The sequence below is a fragment of the Micromonospora sp. NPDC047756 genome (assembly GCF_055587245.1).
Genome location: NZ_JBVJGQ010000002.1, coordinates 834040 through 856538, shown reverse-complemented (window position 1 = coordinate 856538; position 22499 = coordinate 834040). Strand labels below are relative to the sequence as shown.

Genomic DNA, 22499 nt, shown 5'->3' with positions numbered 1-22499 from the left:
GCCTCGCCGCGACCGGTGGGCGGGCGCATCGGCCCGGGGCCGGGTATGACCGGCGCGGGTCTGCCTTTCGGCCGATCCGGCACCTCCGTCCGGCTGGCTACGCTGGGTCACCATGAGCACGCCGGATCTTCGACGATGGTGGGTACGCCTGGCCCAGGCCGCCGGGCTGGTGGCCATGGGGCTGCTCGCCCTCTTCGACCTGCGGTACAGCTCGCCCACGGGCCTGGCCGCCCTGCTGCTCCTGCTGGTACGGGTGGGGCTGGCGGTGGCGACGGTTCCGCTCTGGCTGCCGGTGCACCGACCGGGCTCCCGCCGGCTGCCGTTGGCCGCGCTGGTACTCGCCTCTGCGTCACTGGTCGTGACCGCGGCGATCGTGATCATTCCCGACGGCCGCTACGGGCTCGGTGGCGGCAGCTGGGGGCTCGCCGAGTCGGCCGGGCTGATCGGGGTGGTCTTCGTGGTGACGCGCTGGGGCGCGCCCCGACTCGCCCCGGCGGCGGCGGTGGTCGCCGGGCTGGCCGTCGCCGCGCTGCCGCTGCGTTCCGGCGCCGAGAGTCTCCTGGTGATCTTCGGTCTGCTTCAGGTGATCGCCGCTGCCGGCGCCGCCGGGGTGGGGCTCTACCTGCGTATCGTGGCCGCCGGCCGGGAGCGGGCCATCGCCCTGGTGCGGGCCGAGCAGCGTGCGGAGTTCGCCCGGGACCTGCACGACTTCATCGCCCACCACGTCACCGGCATCGTGGTGCAGGCACAGGGCGCCCGGTTCGTCGCCGAGCAGGACCCGCAGCGGGTGATCGTCGCCCTGGAGCAGATCGAGCGGGCCGGCGCGGAGACGATGGCCTCGATGCGGCGGATGGTCGGCATCCTGCGCAACCCGGACGCGCCGCCGGACGCTCCGCTGGCGCCACTGGCCGGGGTGAACGAGTTGGAACCGCTGCTGACCGGGTTCAACGGCGCGGCGAACGCGCCGGCACGACTGCACGTCGACGGCGACCTGGACGGACTGCCGGTGGAGGTCTCGACGTCGGCGTACCGGGTGGTGATGGAGGGGCTGACCAACTCCCGCCAGCACGCGCCGGACGCGCGGTCCGTGGCCGTGGCCGTGCGGCGTACCCCGGACTGGTTGCTGGTTCGGGTCGCCGACGACGGCGCGTCGCCGCGAACCGCGCCGGCCCGGGGGCACGGCTTCGGCCTGATCGGCCTCACCGAGCGGGTCCGCGCCCTCGGCGGCACGATCACCGCCGGGCCCGGCGTCGCCGGTGGCTGGGTGCTCGACGCGGCGTTTCCGCTACAGGTGGCGGCAGCCCGGTGATCCGGGTGCTGATCGCCGATGACCAGGCCATGGTCCGGACCGGCTTCGGCATGATCATTGGCGCCCAGTCGGACCTGGAGGTGGTCGGCGAGGCAGCAGACGGCGTCCAGGCCGTCGAGCTGGCCCGACGACTGCGCCCGGACGTGGTGCTGCTGGACATCCGGATGCCCCGCCTCGACGGTCTGGAGGCACTGCGGCTGCTCGCGGGGCCGGGCGTCGCCGACCCGATCCGGGTGGTCGTCGTGACGACCTTCGACCTCGACGAGTACGTGCACACGGCGCTCTCCAACGGCGCGTGCGGCTTCCTGCTCAAGGACTCCGGCCCGGCCCTGCTGGTGGAGGCCGTTCGCGCGGCCGTGTCCGGAGACGCGCTGATCAGCCCCTCGATCACGGTCCGGCTGTTGGAGCACCTCAGCTCGCCGGCCCGGGCGCGCGACGACGGCGGCCTGTCGCCACGGGAACTCGACGTCGTGAAGCTCGTCGCCCGGGGCCTGACCAACGCCGAGATCGCCGCTCGGCTCTTCATCGCCGTGGGCACGGTCAAGACCCACCTGGCGAGCGTGCAGATGAAACTCACGGCCCGCAACCGGGTCGAGATCGCCGCCTGGGCCTGGGAGCGCCGTCTCGTCGGCTGACGGGACAACGCCCTGACCACCGCTCACCTATCATCGTCATCAGTCGATGACTGGTCCGCTGCGCTCACTCGAAGGCGAGGCGATCAACCATGCGCGATCATCCGAGGCGCGGCGCCCGGTCCCGGGCCGCCGCACTGGCCGCCTGCACGCTCACGGCAGTCCTGGTGGCGTCGGGCGCGACCCCGGCGTACGCGGCCGCCGACGACACCGAGCCCCCCACCGCCCCGGGCCCGATCACCGTCACCGCCATCGACACCACCTGGGTCGAGCTGACCTGGGCTGCCTCGACCGACAACGTGGGGGTGGTCCGTTACCCGGTCTCCGCGCGGTTCGAGGACAACGGCCTCACCTGGTCGACCGACACCAACAACATCCGGATCACCGGCCTGCGGCCGTCGCGCACCTACACCTTCTTCGTGTCGGCGGTGGACGCAGCCGGCAACGGCTCACCGTCGAACCCGAGCCTGCGGTTGACCATGCCGCCGGGCGACGACCAACCGCCGGGCGCGCCGGGTCAACCGGTGGCGTTCGACGTCACCGCCACGGCGGTCCGGCTGCGCTGGGCGCACTCGGTGGAGAACGCGGCGCTCGAACGGTACGAGGTGTTCCGGGTGGACGCCGGCGGCGCTCTCACCCTGGTCCGCGACGTTTCCCAGTACCCGCCCGTCAACAGCGCCACGATCAACGGGTTGACGCCGAACACCACCTACACCTTCGTGGTGCGAGCCCGCGACGAGGTCGGACTGCTGTCCGCGCTGTCCGCACCGGTCACCGTCACCACCCTGCCGCCGCCGCCGAGCTGCGCGGTCCGGTCCGTCGTCCGGCAGTGGCCGAACGGTTTCGTGGCGCACCTCGTCGTGGAGAACACCGGCTCGACGGTGGTCGACGGGTGGACGATGACGTGGCGGTTCTGGGCCAGTCAGCAGGTGCAGGGCATCTGGGGCGCGAAGGTCGGCGACCGCCTCAACAACAGTTACCTCCGAGTGGGCAACACCGGCCGCAACGCGGTGATCCCGCCCGGCGGCACCGTGTCGCTGGGGCTGGTCGCCACCGGCACGCAACTGCCGGAGGAAATCACACTCAACGGCGGCCTGTGCACGGTGGCAGACGAATAACGCTCGACTCCGGGGTCTGGCGTGCGCCGCGACATCTTGCGACGCTAACGCCTGTGTATGACTACGACCTGTTGGTGCTGGGCTCCGGGCCCAGCGGTCAGAAAGCCGCGATCGCCGCCGCCAAACTCGGCAGGCGGGTGGCCATCGTGGACCGCCGCGACATGATCGGTGGGGTGTGCATCAACACCGGCACCGTGCCCTCCAAGACGCTGCGCGAGGCAGTGCTCTACCTGACCGGCCTGAGTCAGCGCGACCTGTACGGCAGCAGCTACCGGGTCAAGGAGGACATCACCGTCAGCGACCTGGCGGCCCGGACCCAGCACGTCATCACCCGGCAGACCGACGTCATCCGCAACCAGCTGTCCCGCAACCGCGTCACGATGATCACCGGCACCGGGCGTTTCGCCGACGCGCACGCGATCTGGGTCGACGACGGCTCCGGCCGCGAGTCCAAGGTGACCTTCGACAAGAGCGTCATCGCCGCGGGCACCCGCCCGGCCCGCCCGGACAGCGTCGACTTCGACGACCGCACGATCGTGGACTCCGACGGCGTCATCAACCTGCAAGCCGTACCCCGCAGCATGGTCGTGGTCGGCGCCGGCGTGATCGGCATGGAGTACGCCTCGATGTTCGCCGCGCTCGGCACCAAGGTGACGGTGGTGGAACGCCGCGACCGGATGCTGGACTTCTGCGACGACGAGATCGTCGAGTCACTCAAGTACCACCTGCGCGACCTGTCCGTGGCGTTCCGCTTCGGCGAGGAGGTCGCCGCCGTGGAGAAGCACCAGACCGCGGCGCTGTGCATTCTCAAGAGCGGCAAGAAGATCGTCGCCGACACGGTGATGTACTCGGCCGGCCGGCAGGGTCAGACCGACGACCTGGCGCTGGAGGCGGCCGGGCTGGAGGCGGACCGACGCGGCCGGATCGCCGTCGACGCCAACTACCGCACCGCGGTGGAGAACATCTACGCCGTCGGTGACGTGATCGGCTTTCCCGCGCTCGCGTCCACCTCGATGGAGCAGGGCCGACTGGCGGCGCAGCACGCCTGCGGCGAGCCGATCCGGGAGATGCACGGCCTGCAACCGATCGGCATCTACACGATTCCGGAGATCAGCTTCGTCGGGCAGACCGAGGCGCAGCTCACCGAGAGCTCGACACCGTTCGAGGTGGGCATCGCCCGGTACCGCGAGTTGGCCCGGGGTCAGATCGTGGGTGACTCGTACGGCATGTTGAAGCTGCTCGTCTCCCCCGACGACGGCCGGCTGCTCGGGGTGCACGTGTTCGGTACCGCCGCCACCGAGATCGTCCACATCGGTCAGGCGGTGATGGGCTGCGGCGGCACGATCAACTACCTGGTCGACACGGTGTTCAACTACCCGACGCTGGCCGAGGCGTACAAGGTCGCCGCTCTGGACGCGTCAAACAAGATCCGCAACATCACCCGCATCGACGGCTAGCCACCGCCGCCGACCTCGACCAGCTCTGCCAGCCGGTTGCGATAGTCGCGGCTCAACCCCTCCCGGTGATCAAGAGGGTTCCGTCAACCGATCTGGCGTGTCCTGACGCAAACCTCTTGATCACCGAGGGCAGGAGCGGGTGGGGCCGGTGCGGGGCCCTGCCCCCCGCACCGGCCGGTGGGTGCGTCAGCCCGCGGAGCAGGTGGGGCTCAGGCTGCCGGCGGTGCCGTTGGCCTGGAACCCGAACTCGGTGGACTGCCCGGCGCCGACCTGACCGTTGTAGGCGACGTTGGTCCAGTTCGTCGTGCCGCTGTTACCACTGCGGTTGGCGCTCCACGCTCCGGTGACGGTGACACCGGACGGCAGTCCGATCGACACCGTCCAGCCGTTGAGCGCCGACGAGCCTGCGGTCACCCGTACGTTCGCCACGAAGCCACCGTTCCACTGGTTCACCGACACCGTGGCGGTGCAGCCACCCGTGCCCGGCGGCGGCGTGGTGGGCGGGTCGGTCGGCGGGTCGGTCGGCGGGTCGGTCGGCGGGTCCGTGGGCGTGGTGCCGTTGTTCAGCGCGGTGAGAACCGCGTCGTACGCGGGCTTCTTCGAGCCGTTGCTGTTGAACAGCAGCGGGGTCTGCGAAGACCGCCACGAGTCACTGTCGCGGATGCCCCACACCGTGATGCCGTTGCAGCGGGCAACGGCCAGGCAGTCCTCGACGACGCTGCGGTACGTGTTCGCCGAAGCGCCCTGGATGTCCAGCTCGGTGATCTGCACGTCCACACCGAGCGCCGCGAAGCTGGACAGGGTGGTGCGGTAGTTGCTCACGTACGGTGAGTCGTTGTTGAAGTGCGACTGGAACCCGACGCAGTCGATCGGCACGCCACGGGCCTTGAAGTCGCGCACCATGTTGTAGACGCCCTGGGTCTTGGCGTGCGTCCAGTTGTCGGTGTTGTAGTCGTTGTAGCAGAGCTTCGCGCCCGGATCGGCGGCACGCGCGGCCCGGAACGCCGCCTCGATCCAGTCGTTGCCGGTGCGCTGGAGGTTGGAGTCGCGACGGCCTCCGGAGCTGCCGTCCGCGAACGCCTCGTTCACCACGTCCCACGCCACGACCCTGCCACGGAAGTAGGTGGCCACCTGCGTGACGTGGTTGAGCATCGCCTGCCGCAGCGCGCTGCCGCTCATGCGCTCCATCCAGGCGGGCTGCTGCGAGTGCCACGCCAGGGTGTGACCCCGCACGCTCATCCCGCGGCTGCGGGCGTGGTTGACGATCTGGTCCGCCGCCCCGTAGCTGAACTGGTTCTGCTGCGGCTCGGTGGCGTTCATCTTCATTTCGTTCTCGGCGGTCACCGAGTTGAACTCACGGTTCAAGATCGTGGTGTACGCGCTGTCGGAGAGCTTGAAGCCGGCCACCGCCGTGCCGAAGTAGCGACCCTTCTCGGCGGCGGACGCGCCGAGTGTCGTCCCGGCGGAGGCGGGTGCCGTCGCGAACAGCGCCATGCCGGCGGCGAGGGCACCCGCGCTGGCCAGCGCGACTGCGGCTCTGGATGCCGCCTTCCATCTCGAACTTCTCATCTGTGACTCCTTCTGAGGGTGGTGGGGTGGGAAGGGAAATCAGGACACCGAACAGGCGGCACCGTTGAGCGCGAACGAGGTGGGCTTGCCCGTGCCGCCCTCGTGCGTGGCCTGGAAGCCGATCTCGACCGACGCGTTCGGTGCGATGGTGTTGTTGTAGGAGACGTTGCGGGCGGTCACCGCGCCGCTCGTCGGGGCGTACTGGGCGTTCCAGCCGCTGGTGATGCGCTGCCCGCTGGGCAGCGTGAAGGTCAACTCCCAGCCGTTGACGGCGGTGGCACCGGTGTTGGTGATGGCGACGCTCGCGGTGAAACCGCTGTTCCAGGCGTTGACCGTGTAACCGACCCGGCAGGCACCCTCGCTCGGCGGCGGAGTGGTCGGCGGCGGATCGGTCGGCGGCGGAGTGGTCGGCGGCGGATCGGTCGGCGGCGGAGTGGTCGGCGGCGGGTCGGTCGGCGGCGGAGTGGTCGGGGGCGCGGTGCCGTCGAGCCCGAAGAAGCGGATCACCTGCGCCGCGTCGACCGGCACGTTGTGCGTCACACCCTGCATGCTGATCGCCTCGACCGGCGCCATCGGGCCGCTGCTGCCGTAGCGGGTGCGGGTGTAGCCGGACCGCGGGGAGTCGGTGAACGTCGGGGTCTGACTCAGCCCGTGCACGTTCGTCCACTGCTTGACCTGCTCACCGAAGTTCGGGTAGCGCAGCGTCTCGTCGTTGGTGCCGTGCCAGATCTGCATCCGGGGTCGCGGGCCGGTGTAGCCGGGGTACGCCTGCCGGACCAGGTCACCCCACTGCTGCGCGGTCCGGATGAGTTGCCCGTTGGCGCACTGGCTGTTCCACTCCGAGGTGCCGCCGGTGGCGAAGCAGGCGAACGGCACCCCGGCGAACGAGGCACCCGCCGCGAACACGTCCGGGTAGACGCCCAGCATGACGTTGGTCATCATCGCCCCGGACGAGGTGCCGGTGGCGAAGATCCGGGCGGGGTCGGCGGAGTAGCGCTGCCGCACGTAGTCCACCATCGACATGAGCCCGACCGGGTCGCTGCCGCCGCCACGGCGCAACGCCTGCGGTGAGTAGACGTCCCAGCACTTGCTGCTGCGGGTCGCCGACGGGTAGATCACGATGAACCCGTACCGGTCCGCGAGGGAGGCGTACTGGGTGCCCGAGTGGAACGCGGGGCCCGTCCCGGTGCAGTAGTGCATGGCCACGAGGATCGCCGGCCGGGTCGCCACCCGGTCCGGGACGTACAGGTGCATCTGCAGGTTGGTGGGGTTGGTGCCGAAGTTGGTCACCTGGGTGAGCGTCGCCGCCGACGCGGGAGCGGCGAACGTCAACGCGGCGGCGGCCAGTGTCACGGCCGCCATGACGACGCCAAGCATTCTCGTCTTCAGTGTCATCGTCGCGATCCTCTGCGGAAAAAGGCGCGTGGAAGGGGACTTAAGTCGAGGACTGCCCTTCGCCCGACCTTGACCGCGGCTCGCGTGACCATGTCAGCTTCGATCGAGCACACTCGATTGTCAAGACTTCCGGAAACCTTTCGCCGCAACGGTTCTGGCGGTCACCTGCGCGACAATGGGCATCGACGGGCGCCTTCGGCGGCGATGGGTGGCGGTGAATTATCGGCACGTTTTTCGGAACCCGCCGGGCCGCAGCGGAGCACACGGCATGCGGCGGCCCGACCGGATGACCGGGCCGCCCACACCGTCGCTCAGTAGATGTCCCGCCCTCGCCCGTCCGGCACCCCGGACTTGCGGTAGAAGTACGTGTTGATCTGGTCGCGCCACTCGGTGGCGCAGCGCACCTGCTCGTCGAGGCGTTCGGCGACCCGCTCGTACACGCTCGGGTCGATCATCCCGGTCAACGTCTGCCACCTGCGTCGCATCGCCGTCACCTCCTCGACCCCGGCGAAGTGGGTGTCGTAGATGTGCTGGATGACCGTCGAGCCGCTGTGCAGCACGTGCCCGTACGGCACGTGGTGGAAGAAGAGCAGCAACTCGTCGGGACAGGTCTCGGATGACTCGTACACCTGCGCCCAGTACGGCGGGTACTGGCCGGCGAAGCCGGTGCCCGACGCGCGGCTGCGGTCCACGCCGACGCCGTCGCGGTCGGCGAAGTGGTAGGTGCCCCACCGGGTGTACTCGTACCCGTCGACGCCGGGACCGTAGTGGTCGCCGGGGTTGACCATGAAACCGACACCCAGCGGGGCGGTGTAGCGCTCGTACGTGCGCCACGAGTCGTCCATGATCTCGTGCAGGACCCGCCGCACCAGCTCCGCGTCGGCGGTCGCCGACGGCGGAAAGGTCAACGTGATCCACTCGTCGAGGATCGCCGTCGGGTCCCGCCGGGGGTCCCAGGCCAGTCGACCGAACCCGTACAGGTTGGCCTGCGCCAACGGATGCCCGGTCCAGAAGAGGTCGTCGCCGACGTTGGCCACCGCGACCATCCCGCCGCCCGCCCCCGACTCCCCGGCGACCACGTCGGCGATCGTCCGCCCGCCCGGCCCCCAGGGAGCGAAGCCGAGCACCTCACTCCACCACGGGCCGAGGTGACAGACGTGCCGCTGTTGGCCCGTGTACTCCTGAGTGACCTGCAACTCCACCGCCAGCCGGGTCGCCGGCATCGCGGCGAGCACCGGTGAGACCGGCTCGCGCGGCTGGAAGTCCACCGGGCCGAACTTCACCTGGACGACCACGTTGGTACGGAACCGCCCGTCGAGCCGGGCGAAGTGGTCGTACGCGGCCCGAGCCCGGTCGGTGGACCGGTCCCGCCAGTCCTGGTGGTGGTTGTAGACGAACGCCCGCCAGTGCACCACTCCCCCGTGCGGGGCGAGGGCCTCGGCCAGCAGGTTCGCCCCGTCGGCGTGGTCACGGCCGTACGTGAACGGGCCGGGTTGCCCCTCCGAGTCGGCCTTCACCAGGTAGCCGCCGAAGTCCGGGATCCGGTCGTACACCCGCCTGGTGGTGCCGGCCCACCAGACCCGCACGTTCTCGTCCAGGGGGTCGGCGGTCGGCAGGCCACCGAGGAGCACCGGCGCGGCGAAGCTGACCGACAGGTGCACCCGGATGCCGTACGGGCGCAGCGCGTCCGCGATCTCGGCCACGTCCCCGAGCCGTTCGGTGAGCAGCAGCGCCTCGGTACGGGCCACATTGACGTTGTTCACCGAGATCGCGTTGATTCCACAGGAGGCCAGCAGCCGCCCGTACTCCCGCACCCGGGCCAGGTCGCCGCGCGGACGGCCGTCCTGCCAGAAGATCGAGCCGCCCGCGTAGCCCCGTTCGACCTGGCCCATCACCGGGTGCACTGCCACGTTGTCCCAGTGGTTCAGCATCCGTCGGCGCAGTGCCGGCCGGTGCCGCTCCGGTGGCCGGGCCGGGTCGAAGGCCACCGCGCAGAGCCGGACCACGTGGAAGAGCCCGTAGAGCAGGCCGGCGGGCGCGTCGGCCAGCACCGCCGTCACGTCGCCGGCCCGCGCCAACACGAAACCCTCGTCGCCGAGCGTCCCGCCGTCGCCCAGCTCGGCCAGCGCCGCCTCGCCGGCGGCGCGCGCCGCCTCCACCGCCGGATTGGGCAGCTCGGCGGCGTCGCGCAGGGCGAGCACCAGGTCGACATCCACGTCCCAGGACGGGGAGTGCCACACCCGTCCGCCGTACCGGGCGCAGGCGCGCGAGACCTCGTTGAGCACGGTGTCGACGAGCAGCCCCTCGCCGTGCAGGAGGACGCGACGCGCGCCGAGCGACCGGAACGCCTCCGGCGGCAGCCAGGCCGGATGGACGCGCGGTTCGTCACCGTCCATCGGCTCCTCGACGAACATGAGCTGCTCCAACTCCACCGACTCTTCGGCGTTCACCGGTCCTCCTCCAGCACGACAACCCCGTACGCCGGCAGCCGCAGGACACCGCCGGCCGCCGTACGCTCGCCGGTGAGCAGGTCGACGCCGCCGGTCCGGGCGGTCACCTCGACCGGCTCGGCGCGGTGGTTGAGCAGAAACAACAGCCGCGACCCGTCCGCCGCGACCCGCACGGCGGATTCCAGGTCCGGCACGTCCGGGTAGGGCCCGAGCAGGTCGTGCCGGGCGAGCACCTGCCGCACCACCCAGGACACCCCGACCTGATCCAGCCCGGCGGCCACGTACCATCCGTCGCCGGCGCCGAAGGAGTTACGGGTCACCGCGGGGGTGCCCGCGTAGAAGTCGGCCTGGTACGTGCCGATCACCTGCGCGCCCTGCGGGATCACCAGCTCGAACAGCAGGCTCGCCTCGACGTCGACCTGATCCGCGCCGTCGCCGAGGCGGACCGGGTTGACCACCTCCGGGCCGCGGGCGTCCCACTCGTCGACCCGGACGCCCATCAGCTGCCCGAGCGGTCCCGGCACGTCCATCAGGAAGGCCTGGTCGTTCTCGTCCACCCGGCCGGACAGGTAGGTGGTCAGCACCGACCCGCCGCGCGTCGCCACCGCCTCCAGCCGCTGCGGCAGGTCACCCTTGAGCAGGTGCAGGGCCGGGGCCACGACCACGTCGTAGCCAGAAAGGTCGGCGGTCACCGCGACGACGTCCAGGTCCACACCGGCATCCCAGAGGGCCCGGTGGTACGCGAGCACGACCTGCTGGTAGCGGACCAGCCGGGACGGACCGTCGGACAGCTCCAACGCCCACCAGCTGTCCCAGTCGAACAGCAGCGCCACCCGGGCCGGGGTCCGCGCGCCCAGTGACGCCGGGCCGAGCCGTTCCAGTTCGGCGCCCAGCTCGGCGACCTCCCGGAACACCCGGGTGTCGGAGCGACCGGCGTGCCCGATGACCGCGCCGTGGTACTTCTCGCTGGCCCCGCGGGAGGCCCGCAACTGGAAGAAGAGGACCGCGTCGGCGCCGTGCGCCACGGCCTGCCAGCTCCACAGCCGCATCAGACCGGGGCGCTTCAACGGGTTGACGTCGCGGCACGCGGTGAAGCTCGGGGTCTGTTCCATCAGCCAGAACGGCTGACCGTCCTTGAGCCCGCGCATCACATCGTGGGTCAGCGCCATCCGGGCCGCCGACGCGTCGTCGGGTGGGTAGTTGTCCCAGGAGACGAAGTCCAGATGGGGGGCCCAGCGGTGGTAGTCGATCGGGCGGTACATGCCCATGAAGTTCGTGGTCACCGGCAGTGCCGGGCTGGACTCCCGGATGGCCGCCTTCTCGTCGCGGAAGTTCGTCAGCATCGCGTCGGAGGTGAACCGCAGGTAGTCCAGGGTGATGCCCGGGAAGGCGGTGTGCTCCGGGCCCCGCCAGTGCTCGGTCAGTGCTGACGGCGGCTCGATCTCGTCCCAGTCGGTGAAGGTGTGCGACCAGAAGGTGGTGTACCAGGCCGCGTTCAGCTCGTCGAGGGTGCCGTAGCGGAGACGCAGCCAGTTCCGGAAGCCGGCCGCGCACAGGGCGCAGTAACAGGCGCCGCCGTACTCGTTGCCGACGTGCCAGGCGAGCACCGCCGGGGTGTCCGCGTAGCGACGGGCGACCCGGCGGGCCAGCTCCGTCGAGAGCCGGCGAAAGATCGGCGAGCTGGGGCAGGAGTTGTGTCGCTGGCCGAAGCGGTGCTTGCGGCCCTCGAAGTCGGTCCGGGTCACCTCGGGGTACGCCTTCGCCAACCACGCTGGGTGTGCTGCGGTGCCGGTGGCCAGGCAGATCCCGCGTCCCTCGGCGCTGGCCCGCTCGACGATCCTGTCCAGCAGCGCGAAGTCGTAGGTGCCCTCGGCGGGTTGGGTGAGCGCCCAGCCGAACACCCCGAGGGTCACCAGGTCGATCCGTGCCGTGTCGAAGAGACGGTAGTCCTGCTTCCACACGTCCTCTGGCCACTGTTCCGGGTTGTAGTCGCCCCCGAAGGGCACCTTGGCGCTGAGGGGCAGGCTCATCTGGTGAACTCCTTCCGGATCAGGTGGATCATCGGGTCGCCGACGCGCAGGTACGCCAGCACCGCGACCGACGCCAGCAGCATCAACACCGCTTCGGAGAAGGCCGCGGTGATCCCGGCCGCAGCGGCCAGCAGCAGGGCGTTGCCGACGGGAACACCGGGGGTACGCACGAGGAAGTGCACGGCCAGCCGGAGCACGTCGCGGGTGCGGAAGTCGAACAGCGAGGTGATCACCAGAGCGTTGGCCGCGCAGAGCGTCACACCCACTCCGATCAGCACCAGCGGCACCGCCCACCAGCTCGACAGGCCGACCGCGTCGCGGTAGGCGAGGTTCACGGCGAGCACGGTCAGCCACAGCAGCGTCGGCACCCACACGCGCAGGACGCCGCGGACGTTGGCCCGGTAGCCGCGCCAGAACAGGGTCGCCGGGCGCAGGTCGGTCAGGTCGGCTCGCTGGTGACGCAGGGTGTACAGGGCGGCGGAGATCGCCGGGCCGACCGGTACCAGCAGGAGCGCGACCAGCGGCAGGTTGCTCGGATCGCGGCCCAGCACCAGCAGCGGAAGCAGGGCGGGCACCGTGGTGAGCAGCAGGAGCAGCTCGACCACGAGCAGGATGTAGACGCGCGAGGTGATCCGCGACAGTGGCCCGTCGCCGAACTGTCGCCGGGTCTGAGTCGCGCCACTCAACGCTCGCTCCCTCCGGTCGACTCAGCTGATCCGTGGTCGGCCCGGGGGTCCGGCCGGGCCGCGCCAGGCGACCCGACCGGACTCCCGCCGATCAGCCGTTGTTCTTCTGGAACCGCTCGTACGCCTTGTTGACCAGGTCGATGTACTGGTCGGAGTTCTTGGCCTTCAGCTCGGCCACATACGCGTCCCACTCGCTGAGCGGACGCTGACCCAGGGCGAACTTCAGCGTGTTCTGGGTGACGAAGTCCTTCAGCGGCGTCTCCCAGAGCGACACCTGCTCGCGCTCCTCGTCGCTCAACGGGGCCGGCGGAGGCACCACCCTCGGGGTCCGGGCGTCCATCACCTTCTGGAACTCCAGCTCCTCCGGGGAGAAGAAGCCGCGGACCAGGTCGGGGCTGCCGCCGTAGGCGAAGACGCCGTTCTGGAAGCCGAAGTCCTTCTGCAGGTGCTTGGGGGCCTTCGGGTTGAGCCCGAGGAAGTCGACTCCGGGGTCGAGCGTGCGCTTGCCGGACGCGTCCTTGGTGAACGTCGTGCCCTCGATGCCCCAGCGGGCAAACTCCAGGCCTGCATCCGAATACCACAGCCAGTCGATGAACTGCATCATGGCCACGAAGTTCTTGCTCTCCCGGGCCTTCGTGGAGATCATGATGCCGTTCTCCAGGCGGGGGAACGGGTTGATCTCGCCGGCCGGGCCGACCGGCAGCGGGATCTTGGCCATCTTGGCGTTCGGCAGGGTCTTGGCCAGGTCGGGGCGGTGGTTGTTGACCAGGGTCTGCGCGTTGCCGGTGACCACGAAGGACTTGCCGTTGGCGAGTTTCTGGCGGGCCTGGTCGTCGGTCTGGGTGAAGCTCTCCGGGTCGAGCAGGCCCTCGGCGACGAGCTTGTGCAGGTAGGTGACCATCTGCTTGTACTGCTCGGACGCGCCGGTGTAGCTGAACTTCTTCGCCGCCGGGTCCCAGGTCGCGTGCTGGTAGTCCCAGCCCGCCTGGGTGCCGTGGGCCGAGCCGAGGATGTTCAGCAGCGCGCCGGTCGGGTTGGGCTTGCTGAAGAGGTCGGAGTACGGGTAGACGTTCGGGTACTTCGCCTTCATCGCCTTGAGCACCGTGTACAGCTCGTCCCAGGTCTTCGGGACCGCCAGGTTGAGCTCCTGCATGATGTCGGTGCGCACCAGCACGGTGTAGTCCTGCGTGGGCTTCTCGTGCAAACCGGGAAGCAGGTAGAACTTACCGTCGGACTGCCGCAGGTTGTCGATCTCCGGCTTGAGGTTCCACTTGGTGATCTTGTCCTTGAGGTTGGGCATCAGGTCCAGGTAGTCGCTCACCGGGAGGATCGCCCCGGAGGACACGAAGGCGTTCTCCTGCGGGTGGTACGTCTTCGGGATGATCAGCGGGGCGTCGCCGGCGCCGATCAGCAGGCTGCGCTTCTGCTCGTAGTCGCTCAGCGGCACGGCCACCGGTTCGATCTTGACGTTGGTCCGCTTGGTGAGCTCCGACCAGAACACCCAGTCTTCCTTGAGCGGGTAGAACGTGTGGTTGTTGTAGAGGGTGGAGAACGAGAGCGCCTCGGTGGCCTTGAACTGGTCACCGATGCCGTAGTTGGCCATCGCGCCGACCCGGTTCTCGGAGAGGTCGGTCGACTCACCGGGGTCCTCGGAACAGGCGGTGGCAAGGGAGAGCGCAAGCAGACCCGCGGTGGCCAGTGCCAGGCGGCGCCACGTCTTGTGGAGCATGGCTCGTCCTTTCGGTGGTGGGGTTTCGGTGGGGAAGCGGTGCGACGCCGGCGTCATCCCTTGACCGCGCCGAGCAACACGCCGCGGACGAAGTACCGCTGGACGAAGGGGTAGACCGCCAGGATCGGCAGGGTGGTGAGCACGATCGTCACGGCTTGGAGGGTGGCCGCGGCCTGGACCTTGTCGGCGTCGGCCGCGGCCGACTCGGCGCTCGTGGCGCCCGCGATGAGGTTGCGGAGGTACACGGTGACCGGCAGCAGATCCTGCCGGTCGATGTAGAGGAACGCGGTGAACCACGAGTTCCAGAAGGACACCGCGTAGAAGAGCACCATCGTCGCGATGATCGCCTTCGACAGTGGCAGCACGATCCGCAGCAGGATGCCGTAGGTGTTCAGCCCGTCGACGGCCGCGGCCTCCTCCAAGTCGCTCGGCAGACTCTCGAAGAACGCCTTCATGACCAGCAGGTTGAACACGCTGATGGCGTTGGGGATCACCACGGCCCAGATGGTGTTCTTCATGCCCAGGCTGGTGACCAGCACGTAGTTGGGAATCAGGCCACCGGAGAAGAACATGGTGAACAGCGCGACACCGATGAGGAACGGGCGCCCCTTGAGCTGCGGCTTCGACAGGACGTACGCGTAACACGTGGTCAGCACTATCGAGATGAGCGTGGCGACCACCGTGTAGACCACCGTGTTGCGGTAGTTCGTCCAGAACATCGCGTCCGACGTCAGCAGCTTGTACGCGGTCAGGTCGAACCCGCGCGGGAAGAAGGTCACCTCGCCGGCGAGGATGTACGCCTCTTCGCTGAGCGAGCGGGCGACGATGTTGAGGAACGGGTACAACGTCACGACCACGACGCCCAGCAGAACGACGGTGTTGACCACGCGGAAGATCCGGTAGCCGCGGCTGTCGTCCGGCCCGCGCGTCGTCGGTCCGTCGATCTTCGTACCGAGGGTCACCACAGGCTCGTCCCCACAGTGCGACGGGAAATGATGTTCGCCGACAGGACGAGGATCAGCCCGATAACGGCCTCGAAGAGGCCGATGGCGGCCGCGTAGCTGAAGTTGCTCGACTGGAAGCCCATCCGGAACAGATAGGTGGAGATCACGTCCGCGGTCGGATACGTCAACGGGTTGTAGAGCAGCAGGATCTTCTCGAACCCCACCGCCAGGAAGCTGCCGATGTTGAGGATCAGCAGGGTCACCATCGTCGGACGGATGCCGGGCAACGTGACGTGCCAGGTCTGTCGCAACCGGCCGGCGCCATCGATCCGGGCGGCCTCGTACAGGTCCTCGTCGATGGTGGTGAGGGCGGCGAGGTAGAGGATCGTGCCCCACCCGACGGTCTGCCAGACCTCGGACGAGACGTAGATGGTGCGGAACCACTCCGGTTTCTGCAGGAAGGCCACCGGGTCGCCACCGAAGAGGTTGACGATCTGGTTAGCGGTGCCCTCGATCGAGGTCAACTGCATGACCATCGCCGCCACAATCACGATCGACAGGAAGTGCGGCAGGTAGGACACGGACTGGACGAACCGCTTGAAGCGGCGGGCCCGGACCTCGTTGAGCAGCAGCGCCAGCACGATCGGCAGCGGGAAGCAGAACAGCAGGGTCAACGCCCCGAGCACGAGGGTGTTGGTGAACACCTCCCAGAAGGTCGGGTCGGTGAGGAACATCCGGAAGTAGCGCAGCCCGACCCAGTACTCACCGAAGATGCTGCCGCCCGGCTTGAACCGACGGAACGCGATGATGTTGCCGATCATCGGCAGATACCGGAAGACCAGGAAGAACAGCAGCGGCAGAATGGCCAGGGAGTAGAGCTGCCAGTCGCGGCGCAGTGCCTGCCGCCAGGTGCGCCGGCGTCGCGGCGAGCGCGGGGCGGGGCTCTGCGCCCGCTGCGGAGGACTCGGCGGCGCCGGCGGCGGTGGCCGCAGGGTGGATGTCATCCGTGACCTCCTACGCCGACTGCGCAACGGCCACGAGGGGCTCGACCCGCACCGAGGTGAGCAGTTCCCGCTCGAAACCGACCTGGCGTTCGGTGCCGACCAGTCGCAGCGGCAGGGCCGCCGCCACCTCGCCGCTGGATCGGCCGAACCGCAGCTCGACGTCGCCGGGCTCGACGATGCGTCTGCCGGTCAGCCCGGTGAAGGACGCCACGTCGGCAGGTACGCCGAACGTCACGTGCGCCACCTCGCCGGGCGCCATCGGCAGCCGGGTGTAGCCGATCAGCCGGACCACCGGACGGGTGGTCTGCGCGACCGGGTCGTGCAGGTAGAGCTGCACGACCTCGGTGCCGGCCCGCTCACCGGTGTTGGCGACGGTGATCCGCACCCGTACCTCGCCGTCGACCGGCCAGGCGGTCGGATCCTCACCCGGTTCGACCACTGTGGCGTCGGACCACTCGAAAGTGGTGTAACTCAGCCCGTGGCCGAACGGGTACGCCGGGGTCGGGTCGATCGAGGAGACCTTGGTGCGCCGGCCGAGCGGTGGCGCGAGGTAGGTGCTCGGCAGCCCGCCGGCGTCGCGGGGCACGCTGACCGGCAACCGTCCGGACGGGTTGACCGCGCCGGTGAGCACCTCGGCGAGGGCCTGCCCACCGAGCTGGCCGAGGAAGAACGCCTGCACCACGGCCGCCGCGTCGTCGAACTCCGGGCCGAGCGCGTACGGGCGGCCGGTCATCAGGACCAGGACGACCGGGGTGCCGGTGGCGAGGACGGCGCGGACGAGGTCGCTCTGCACGCCGGGTAGTCGCAGGTCGACGGCGTCGCAGCCCTCACCGGAGGTGCCCCGGCCGAACATTCCCGCCCGGTCGCCGACGGCCAGCACGCACACGTCGGCGGCGGCAGCAGCGGCGACCGCGGCCGGGATGCCCGAGGTGTCGTCGCCGGTGACGGTGCACCCCGGCTCGTGGGTGAGCATCGGGACTCGCCGGGCCAACTCGTCGCGCAGTGTGGGGATGGCCAGGCCGAGCCCGAAGTCGCTGTGGTTGACGCCCACGTGGTTGGGGAACGAGTAGCAGCCCAGCATGCCCATCGGGTCGTCCGCGACCGGGCCGACCAGGGCGACCCGGCTGGCCGCGGCGAGCGGGAGGACGCCGGTGTTGCGCACCAGGACGACGGACTCCCTCGCCAGGCGAAGGGCGATGTCCTGGCTGGCCTCGTCGTCGAAGCGCAGGGACGCCACGTCGTCGGGCAGCTCCTGCCAGCCCTCGTCGAGCAGGCCGAGCTCGATCTTCTGGATCAGCACCCGACGCAGCGCGCAGTCGATCAGCGCCTCGTCGACCTCGCCGCGGCGAGCCGCCTGCACCAACGGTTCGCCGAAGGCGTCCACGGTGGGCAGCTCGACGTCGATCCCGGCCCGCAGGGCGAGCCGGGCCGCTTCGGCGGCATCCCCGGCGACTCCGTGCAGGGTCTGCAGGAACCGTACGGCGAAGTAGTCGGCCACCACGGTGCCGGTGAAGCCCCACTCGTCCCGCAACAACCCGGTCAACAGCCCACGGTCGGCCGCGACGGGCAGGCCGTCGATCTCGGCGTAGGAGTTCATCACCGAACGGGCGCCGCCGAGACGCAGCGCCATCTCGAACGGCGGCAGGATGACGTCGGCCAGCTCGCGCCGGCCCATCGGCACCGGCGCGAGATTGCGTCCGCCTCGGGAGGCGGAGTAGCCGGCGAAGTGTTTCAGCGTGGCCACCACACCGGCCCGCTCCAGGCCCCGCACGTAGGCGGCACCTGTCGTCCCGACCAGGTAGGGGTCCTCGCCGATCGTCTCCTCGGTACGGCCCCAGCGGTAGTCCCGGGTGACGTCCAGCACCGGGGCGAGGCCCTGGTGCACACCGGCGGCGCGCATCGACCGCCCGATGCGGTCGGCCATCGCCTCGACCAGTTCGGGGTCGAAGGACGCGCCCCAGCTCAACGGAGTCGGGTAGACGGTGGCCCGCCACGCCGCGAACCCGGTGAGGCACTCCTCGTGCACCTGCGCCGGAATGCCGAACCGACTGGCGGCCACGATCTGCGCCTGCGAGGCGGCCAGCGACCGGGCGCCGGACACCGGGTCGACCGGGGCGGTGCCGAACGGACGGGTCAGCTGGCCCAGACCGTACCGAATGACGGTGCTCCACGGCGGCAGCTCGCTGATCATGTCCGACTGGTGCGGTGCGACGCCCTCGCCGCTGGCGTCGGCGCCGACCCAGACCCCGACGAGCTGGGCGATCTTCTCTTCGATGGACATCATCGGCAGGAGCGCCTCGGCCCGCTCGGTCGGCGACAGCCGCTGATCACGCCACGGCGCGGCGCCGCCGTCGGAGAGCGACTGACTTCTCATGCCCTGACCCCTTAGCTCCGGCCACATCCCCGTGCCCTGGTGGAACCAGTTCCGTGGCGGACGTTTCTCACGATCCGAAACTTTCCGGAAACCCGCGTAACCTTTTCGGCAACCTAAGTGCCCCATCGATGGCTGTCAAGTGTCCCAATCGGACTACCAGGGGATGTTTCCTGCACACGGTGAGCCCGCGATCGGCATTCCGTTGCCAACGAGCCGCGCGATGCCCGGCGAATGCGTGGCCCGAGTGCGACAGCTACTGGCGTGAATGTCCCGTCATGTTAAGGTCGCCCGAAACTTTCGGATGCTGTATGAGGCCGCGATGACAGAGCACCGCCCGCTCGACCCACCCGCCTCCACCACCATCGCGACCATCGCCAACGATGTCGGCGTATCGGTCGCGACCGTGTCCAAGGTCCTCAACGGACGCGGCGACGTCGCCCCCGGCACCAGAGCCCGGGTGGAGGCGAGCCTCGACCGCCACCAGTACCAGCGCCGCGCCCGTCGACAGGCGACCAGCGGCGGCCGGGTGGATCTCGTGTTCCACGAGTTCGACACGGGTTGGGCGATGGAGATCCTGCGGGGCGTCGAGGCGGTGACCTCCGCGGCCGGCATCGGGTTGTCGATCGCCCAACTCGACGGCGCGCACCGCCCGCCCGCACGATGGCTGGAGGCGTTACTCGTCGACCGCCCCCTGGGCGTGGTGTTCGTCCTCTCCCACCTGGCCGAGGCCCAACAGCAGCACCTGCGCCGCCAGGGCATCCCCTTCGTCGTCGTCGACACCGACAGTGCCACCTCGGCCTCGGTGCCGACCGTTGGGTCGAACAACTGGAACGGCGGCCTGCTCGCCGCCCGGCACCTGCTGGAGCTGGGGCACCGACGGCTCGCCATCATCTCCGGGCCACCCGACGTGCTGTGCAGTCGAGCCCGCGCGGCCGGCTTCCAGTCGGCCCACGACGAAGCCGGCATAGTGGTCGACCGCGAGCTGATCCGCTACGGCAGTTTCTCCGCCGGAACGGGGCACGCCCACGGGCTGCAACTGCTCCAGCGGCCGGACCGACCCACGGCGATCTTCGCCGGGTCGGACATCCAGGCCATGGGGGTGCTCCGGGCCGCCCGTCAGTGCGGCCTGCGGGTGCCCGAGGACCTCTCGGTGATCGGGTACGACAACCTGCCGGTCTCCGCCTGGACCGACCCGGCGCTCACCACGATCAACCAGCCGTTGCGCGACATGGCCGGCATCGCCACCCAGATGCTGCTCGACCTGACCAGGGGCAACGAGCCGGCGACCAGCCGGATCGACCTGGTGACCGAGCTGGTCGTCCGGGAGAGCACCGCACCCCCCGCCCATCCGCACTGACCCCGGCCCCTGCGAGGACCCGTGCCGCACTCCGCCCCCACCTTCGACGACCTCCAGCGGTACGCACCCGAGGTCGCCGAACCCGACGACTTCGACGAGTTCTGGCGGGACACGCTCACCGGGGCGGCAACCGTACCGGTGCTCGTCGACGTCCGCCCCGAACCCACCGACCTGCGGCTGCTCGACTCCTGGGACGTCACGTTCGCCGGCTTCGGTGGTGACCCGGTCCGCGCCTGGTACACCCGCCCGGCCGGGGTCAGCGAACCGCTGCCGGCCGTGGTCGAGTACGCCGGCTACGGCCGCGGGCGCGGCCTGCCCCACGAACGGCCGACCTGGGCGGTGGCCGGCTACGCGCACCTGCTGATGGACAATCGGGGACAGGCGGGGCAGCACGGCGCCGGGGACACCCCCGACCCGCACGGCGCTCCCGGCGGGCCCTGGCCGGCCACCTGGGGAATCCTCGATCCGCGCACCTACCACTACCGCCGCCTGATAGCCGACGCGGTGCGGGCGGTCGAGGCGGTCCGCGCGCTGCCGGGGGTCGAGGGTGACCGGGTCACCGTGGTCGGCAACAGCCAGGGTGGCGGTATCGCCCTGGCGGTGGCGGGTCTCGTCGAGAATCTCAGCGCGGTGCTGACCACCGCCCCGTTCCTGTGCGACATGCGCCGGGCCGTCGCGCTCACCGACCTCGCGCCGTACGGCGAGATCGCCCGGTACCTGGCGGTGGCCCGGGAGGCCCAGGATGCGGTGTGGCGCACTTTGTCCTATGTCGACGGTGTCAACTTCGCACGTCGGGCGACCGCGCCGGCACACTTCGGCGTCGGCGGACGCGACACCGTCTGCCCACCGCGAACCGCCTTCGCCGCCTACAACCACTACGGTGCCGCGAACGGCAGGCCGGTCCCGCCCGAGCGGGAGATGCACGTCTACCCGTTCAACGGTCATGAGGGCGGCGAGGCCGTGCACGTGCGGCGTCAGCTGCGCTGGCTGGGCTCGATCCTGCACCCGGCGCAGTCCTGAACGCCGAGCGCATCGTCGGATGCTGATGCGTTGCCGGTGTTAGCGATAACACGCTATGGTGCGTCAGGCGAGGTGCAGGGCACACCTCCGCCACGGCCTTCCCGGTCCGTCCCCGTCAGATGCTCGACGGCCGGTGACCGCCGCTAACCGCCACGACCACCAGTGCAGGCGTCCGGGTTCATGGTCGTGCCGCGCACCCCACCTCCGCGTACCGCGTCATGACGGCAGCCGTACCCCGGTGACCGCTGATGTCGCGCACCCCCCACCAGAGGATGTCCCATGCGCAGTCCAACGCTCGCGCCACCCGTCCCGCTCGCACCGACCGGCAGCGCACCGACGTCGAGGCCCCGGCGGGCTCGTCGATGGTGGACGGCCCTGGCCGCCGTCGCCGCCATGGTCGCCGCCGTGCCGATCGCGACCACTCCCGCCAGCGCGGAGTCCAACGGCGGCGTCCGCGTGATGCCGCTCGGCGACTCGATCACCGACGGATTCAACGTCCCCGGCGGCTACCGGATCGAGTTGTGGCAACGGTTCACGTCCGGCGGTTACCGGATCGACTTCGTCGGCTCCCAGTTCAACGGGCCCGCCAGCCTCGGCGACCACGACCACCAGGGCCACTCCGGCTGGACGATCGCCCAGATCGACGCCAACGTGGTGAACTGGTTGCGGGCCACGAATCCGCGGACCGTGCTGCTGCACATCGGCACCAACGACATGTACGGCGACACGTCCGGGGCCCCGTCCCGACTGGCCACCCTCGTCGACCGGATCACCAACACCGCCCCGAACGCGGACGTGTTCGTCGCGACGATCGTCCCGAAGGCCGGCGCGGACAACCAGGTCCGGGGCTACAACGCCGCGATCCCCGGGATCGTGCAGAGCCGGGCCGCCGCCGGGAAACGGGTTCACCTGGTCGACATGTATAGCGCCCTGACGCTCAGTGACCTGGCCGACGGAGTGCACCCGAACGCCACCGGCTACCGCAAGATGGCCGCCGCCTGGTACGACGCTCTCCGTACGGTGCCCGGCAGCATCGGGGGTGACACGCCTCCGACCACGCCCCCACCCACCACCGAACCACCGACCACGCCCCCGCCGTCCGGTGCCTGCCGTGTCGCGTACACGGTCAACGCCTGGAACAGCGGTCTCACCGCGTCGGTCTCGGTGACCAACACGAGCAGCACGCCGGTGATCGGTTGGGCCCTGGCGTTCACACTGCCCGGTGGGCAGAGCATCACCAGCGGCTGGAACGCCAGCTACTCCCCGACCAGCGGCGCGGTGACCGCCCGAAACGTCTCCTACAACGCGACGATCGCGCCGAGCGCCTCGGTCGACATCGGCTTCCAGGCGACCCACACGGGCGGCACCGGCCGGCCGGCCGCATTCACCCTCAACGGCACCGCCTGCACGCTCGCCTGACCCCAT

16 protein-coding genes are annotated in these 22499 nt (G+C 70.0%); 7 read left to right on the top strand and 9 right to left on the bottom strand.

The window, feature by feature from the left end; translation table 11 throughout:
- The first annotated feature begins 112 nt into the window (after positions 1 to 112).
- From ACZ6NZ_RS08840 to sthA, 4 genes are all read left to right on the top strand, one after another.
- Positions 113 to 1309 (top strand): sensor histidine kinase, encoded by a 1197-nt coding sequence (locus ACZ6NZ_RS08840; RefSeq protein ID WP_465857175.1) that lies wholly within the window; start codon positions 113 to 115, stop codon positions 1307 to 1309.
- Positions 1306 to 1944, top strand: a complete 639-nt coding sequence (locus tag ACZ6NZ_RS08835; RefSeq protein ID WP_366606380.1) for a response regulator transcription factor — start codon at positions 1306 to 1308, stop codon at positions 1942 to 1944. The genes ACZ6NZ_RS08840 and ACZ6NZ_RS08835 overlap by 4 nt, the downstream gene beginning before the upstream one ends.
- Before the next feature lie 89 nt (positions 1945 to 2033).
- Positions 2034 to 3059, top strand: coding sequence for a fibronectin type III domain-containing protein (locus ACZ6NZ_RS08830; protein ID WP_465857172.1), 1026 nt, complete (start codon positions 2034 to 2036; stop codon positions 3057 to 3059).
- Positions 3060 to 3112: 53 nt separating this feature from the next.
- Entirely contained in the window at positions 3113 to 4516 is a 1404-nt protein-coding gene (sthA, locus tag ACZ6NZ_RS08825; protein WP_465857170.1) for a Si-specific NAD(P)(+) transhydrogenase, read from the top strand.
- A 186-nt stretch (positions 4517 to 4702) separates the two neighbouring features.
- Here the strand turns inward: sthA and ACZ6NZ_RS08820 are convergent, their stop codons facing one another.
- The 9 genes from ACZ6NZ_RS08820 to ACZ6NZ_RS08780 form a co-directional block, all read right to left on the bottom strand.
- Positions 4703 to 6085: a glycoside hydrolase family 10 protein gene (locus tag ACZ6NZ_RS08820; protein WP_465857168.1), complete on the bottom strand. Its 1383-nt coding sequence runs from the start codon at positions 6083 to 6085 to the stop codon at positions 4703 to 4705.
- A 39-nt stretch (positions 6086 to 6124) separates the two neighbouring features.
- Positions 6125 to 7480, bottom strand: coding sequence for an extracellular catalytic domain type 1 short-chain-length polyhydroxyalkanoate depolymerase (locus ACZ6NZ_RS08815; RefSeq protein ID WP_465857166.1), 1356 nt, complete (start codon positions 7478 to 7480; stop codon positions 6125 to 6127).
- Between the two features lie 311 nt (positions 7481 to 7791).
- Positions 7792 to 9930, bottom strand: coding sequence for an alpha-glucuronidase (locus ACZ6NZ_RS08810; protein WP_465857165.1), 2139 nt, complete (start codon positions 9928 to 9930; stop codon positions 7792 to 7794).
- The gene (locus ACZ6NZ_RS08805) at positions 9927 to 11960 is read right to left on the bottom strand and encodes a beta-galactosidase (protein WP_465857163.1); all 2034 of its coding nucleotides are present in this window, start codon (positions 11958 to 11960) and stop codon (positions 9927 to 9929) included. The genes ACZ6NZ_RS08810 and ACZ6NZ_RS08805 overlap by 4 nt, the downstream gene beginning before the upstream one ends.
- On the bottom strand, positions 11957 to 12646 hold the full coding sequence (locus ACZ6NZ_RS08800; protein WP_465857161.1) for a DUF624 domain-containing protein: 690 nt from the start codon (positions 12644 to 12646) through the stop codon (positions 11957 to 11959). Before ACZ6NZ_RS08800 ends, ACZ6NZ_RS08805 begins: the two co-directional genes overlap by 4 nt.
- Positions 12647 to 12737: 91 nt before the next feature.
- The gene (locus tag ACZ6NZ_RS08795) at positions 12738 to 14375 is read right to left on the bottom strand and encodes an ABC transporter substrate-binding protein (protein ID WP_465857159.1); all 1638 of its coding nucleotides are present in this window, start codon (positions 14373 to 14375) and stop codon (positions 12738 to 12740) included.
- 53 nt (positions 14376 to 14428) lie between these two features.
- Positions 14429 to 15337 (bottom strand): carbohydrate ABC transporter permease, encoded by a 909-nt coding sequence (locus ACZ6NZ_RS08790; RefSeq protein ID WP_465857157.1) that lies wholly within the window; start codon positions 15335 to 15337, stop codon positions 14429 to 14431.
- On the bottom strand, positions 15334 to 16323 hold the full coding sequence (locus tag ACZ6NZ_RS08785) for an ABC transporter permease (RefSeq protein ID WP_465857155.1): 990 nt from the start codon (positions 16321 to 16323) through the stop codon (positions 15334 to 15336). Before ACZ6NZ_RS08785 ends, ACZ6NZ_RS08790 begins: the two co-directional genes overlap by 4 nt.
- Before the next feature lie 10 nt (positions 16324 to 16333).
- A complete protein-coding gene (locus ACZ6NZ_RS08780) occupies positions 16334 to 18697 on the bottom strand; it encodes a beta-xylosidase/alpha-l-arabinosidase (RefSeq protein ID WP_465857153.1) in 2364 nt (787 codons plus the stop codon).
- Between the two features lie 319 nt (positions 18698 to 19016).
- On the opposite strand from ACZ6NZ_RS08780, the gene ACZ6NZ_RS08775 reads away from it, so the two are divergent.
- From ACZ6NZ_RS08775 to ACZ6NZ_RS08765, 3 genes are all read left to right on the top strand, one after another.
- A complete protein-coding gene (locus tag ACZ6NZ_RS08775; RefSeq protein WP_465857151.1) occupies positions 19017 to 20054 on the top strand; it encodes a LacI family DNA-binding transcriptional regulator in 1038 nt (345 codons plus the stop codon).
- A 21-nt stretch (positions 20055 to 20075) separates the two neighbouring features.
- Positions 20076 to 21074 (top strand): acetylxylan esterase, encoded by a 999-nt coding sequence (locus ACZ6NZ_RS08770; RefSeq protein ID WP_465857149.1) that lies wholly within the window; start codon positions 20076 to 20078, stop codon positions 21072 to 21074.
- A 279-nt stretch (positions 21075 to 21353) separates the two neighbouring features.
- Positions 21354 to 22493: a cellulose binding domain-containing protein gene (locus ACZ6NZ_RS08765; protein ID WP_465857147.1), complete on the top strand. Its 1140-nt coding sequence runs from the start codon at positions 21354 to 21356 to the stop codon at positions 22491 to 22493.
- Positions 22494 to 22499 lie beyond the last annotated feature (6 nt).

Coding starts and splice junctions, on each gene's coding strand:
- ACZ6NZ_RS08830 (WP_465857172.1), top strand. CDS start 2,034: ATGCGCGATCATCCGAGGCGCGGCGCCCGGTCCCGGGCCGCCGCACTG.
- ACZ6NZ_RS08765 (WP_465857147.1), top strand. CDS start 21,354: ATGCGCAGTCCAACGCTCGCGCCACCCGTCCCGCTCGCACCGACCGGC.
- ACZ6NZ_RS08805 (WP_465857163.1), bottom strand. CDS start 11,960: ATGAGCCTGCCCCTCAGCGCCAAGGTGCCCTTCGGGGGCGACTACAAC.
- ACZ6NZ_RS08815 (WP_465857166.1), bottom strand. CDS start 7,480: ATGACACTGAAGACGAGAATGCTTGGCGTCGTCATGGCGGCCGTGACA.
- ACZ6NZ_RS08780 (WP_465857153.1), bottom strand. CDS start 18,697: ATGAGAAGTCAGTCGCTCTCCGACGGCGGCGCCGCGCCGTGGCGTGAT.
- ACZ6NZ_RS08775 (WP_465857151.1), top strand. CDS start 19,017: ATGACAGAGCACCGCCCGCTCGACCCACCCGCCTCCACCACCATCGCG.
- ACZ6NZ_RS08795 (WP_465857159.1), bottom strand. CDS start 14,375: ATGCTCCACAAGACGTGGCGCCGCCTGGCACTGGCCACCGCGGGTCTG.
- ACZ6NZ_RS08820 (WP_465857168.1), bottom strand. CDS start 6,085: ATGAGAAGTTCGAGATGGAAGGCGGCATCCAGAGCCGCAGTCGCGCTG.
- ACZ6NZ_RS08840 (WP_465857175.1), top strand. CDS start 113: ATGAGCACGCCGGATCTTCGACGATGGTGGGTACGCCTGGCCCAGGCC.
- ACZ6NZ_RS08785 (WP_465857155.1), bottom strand. CDS start 16,323: ATGACATCCACCCTGCGGCCACCGCCGCCGGCGCCGCCGAGTCCTCCG.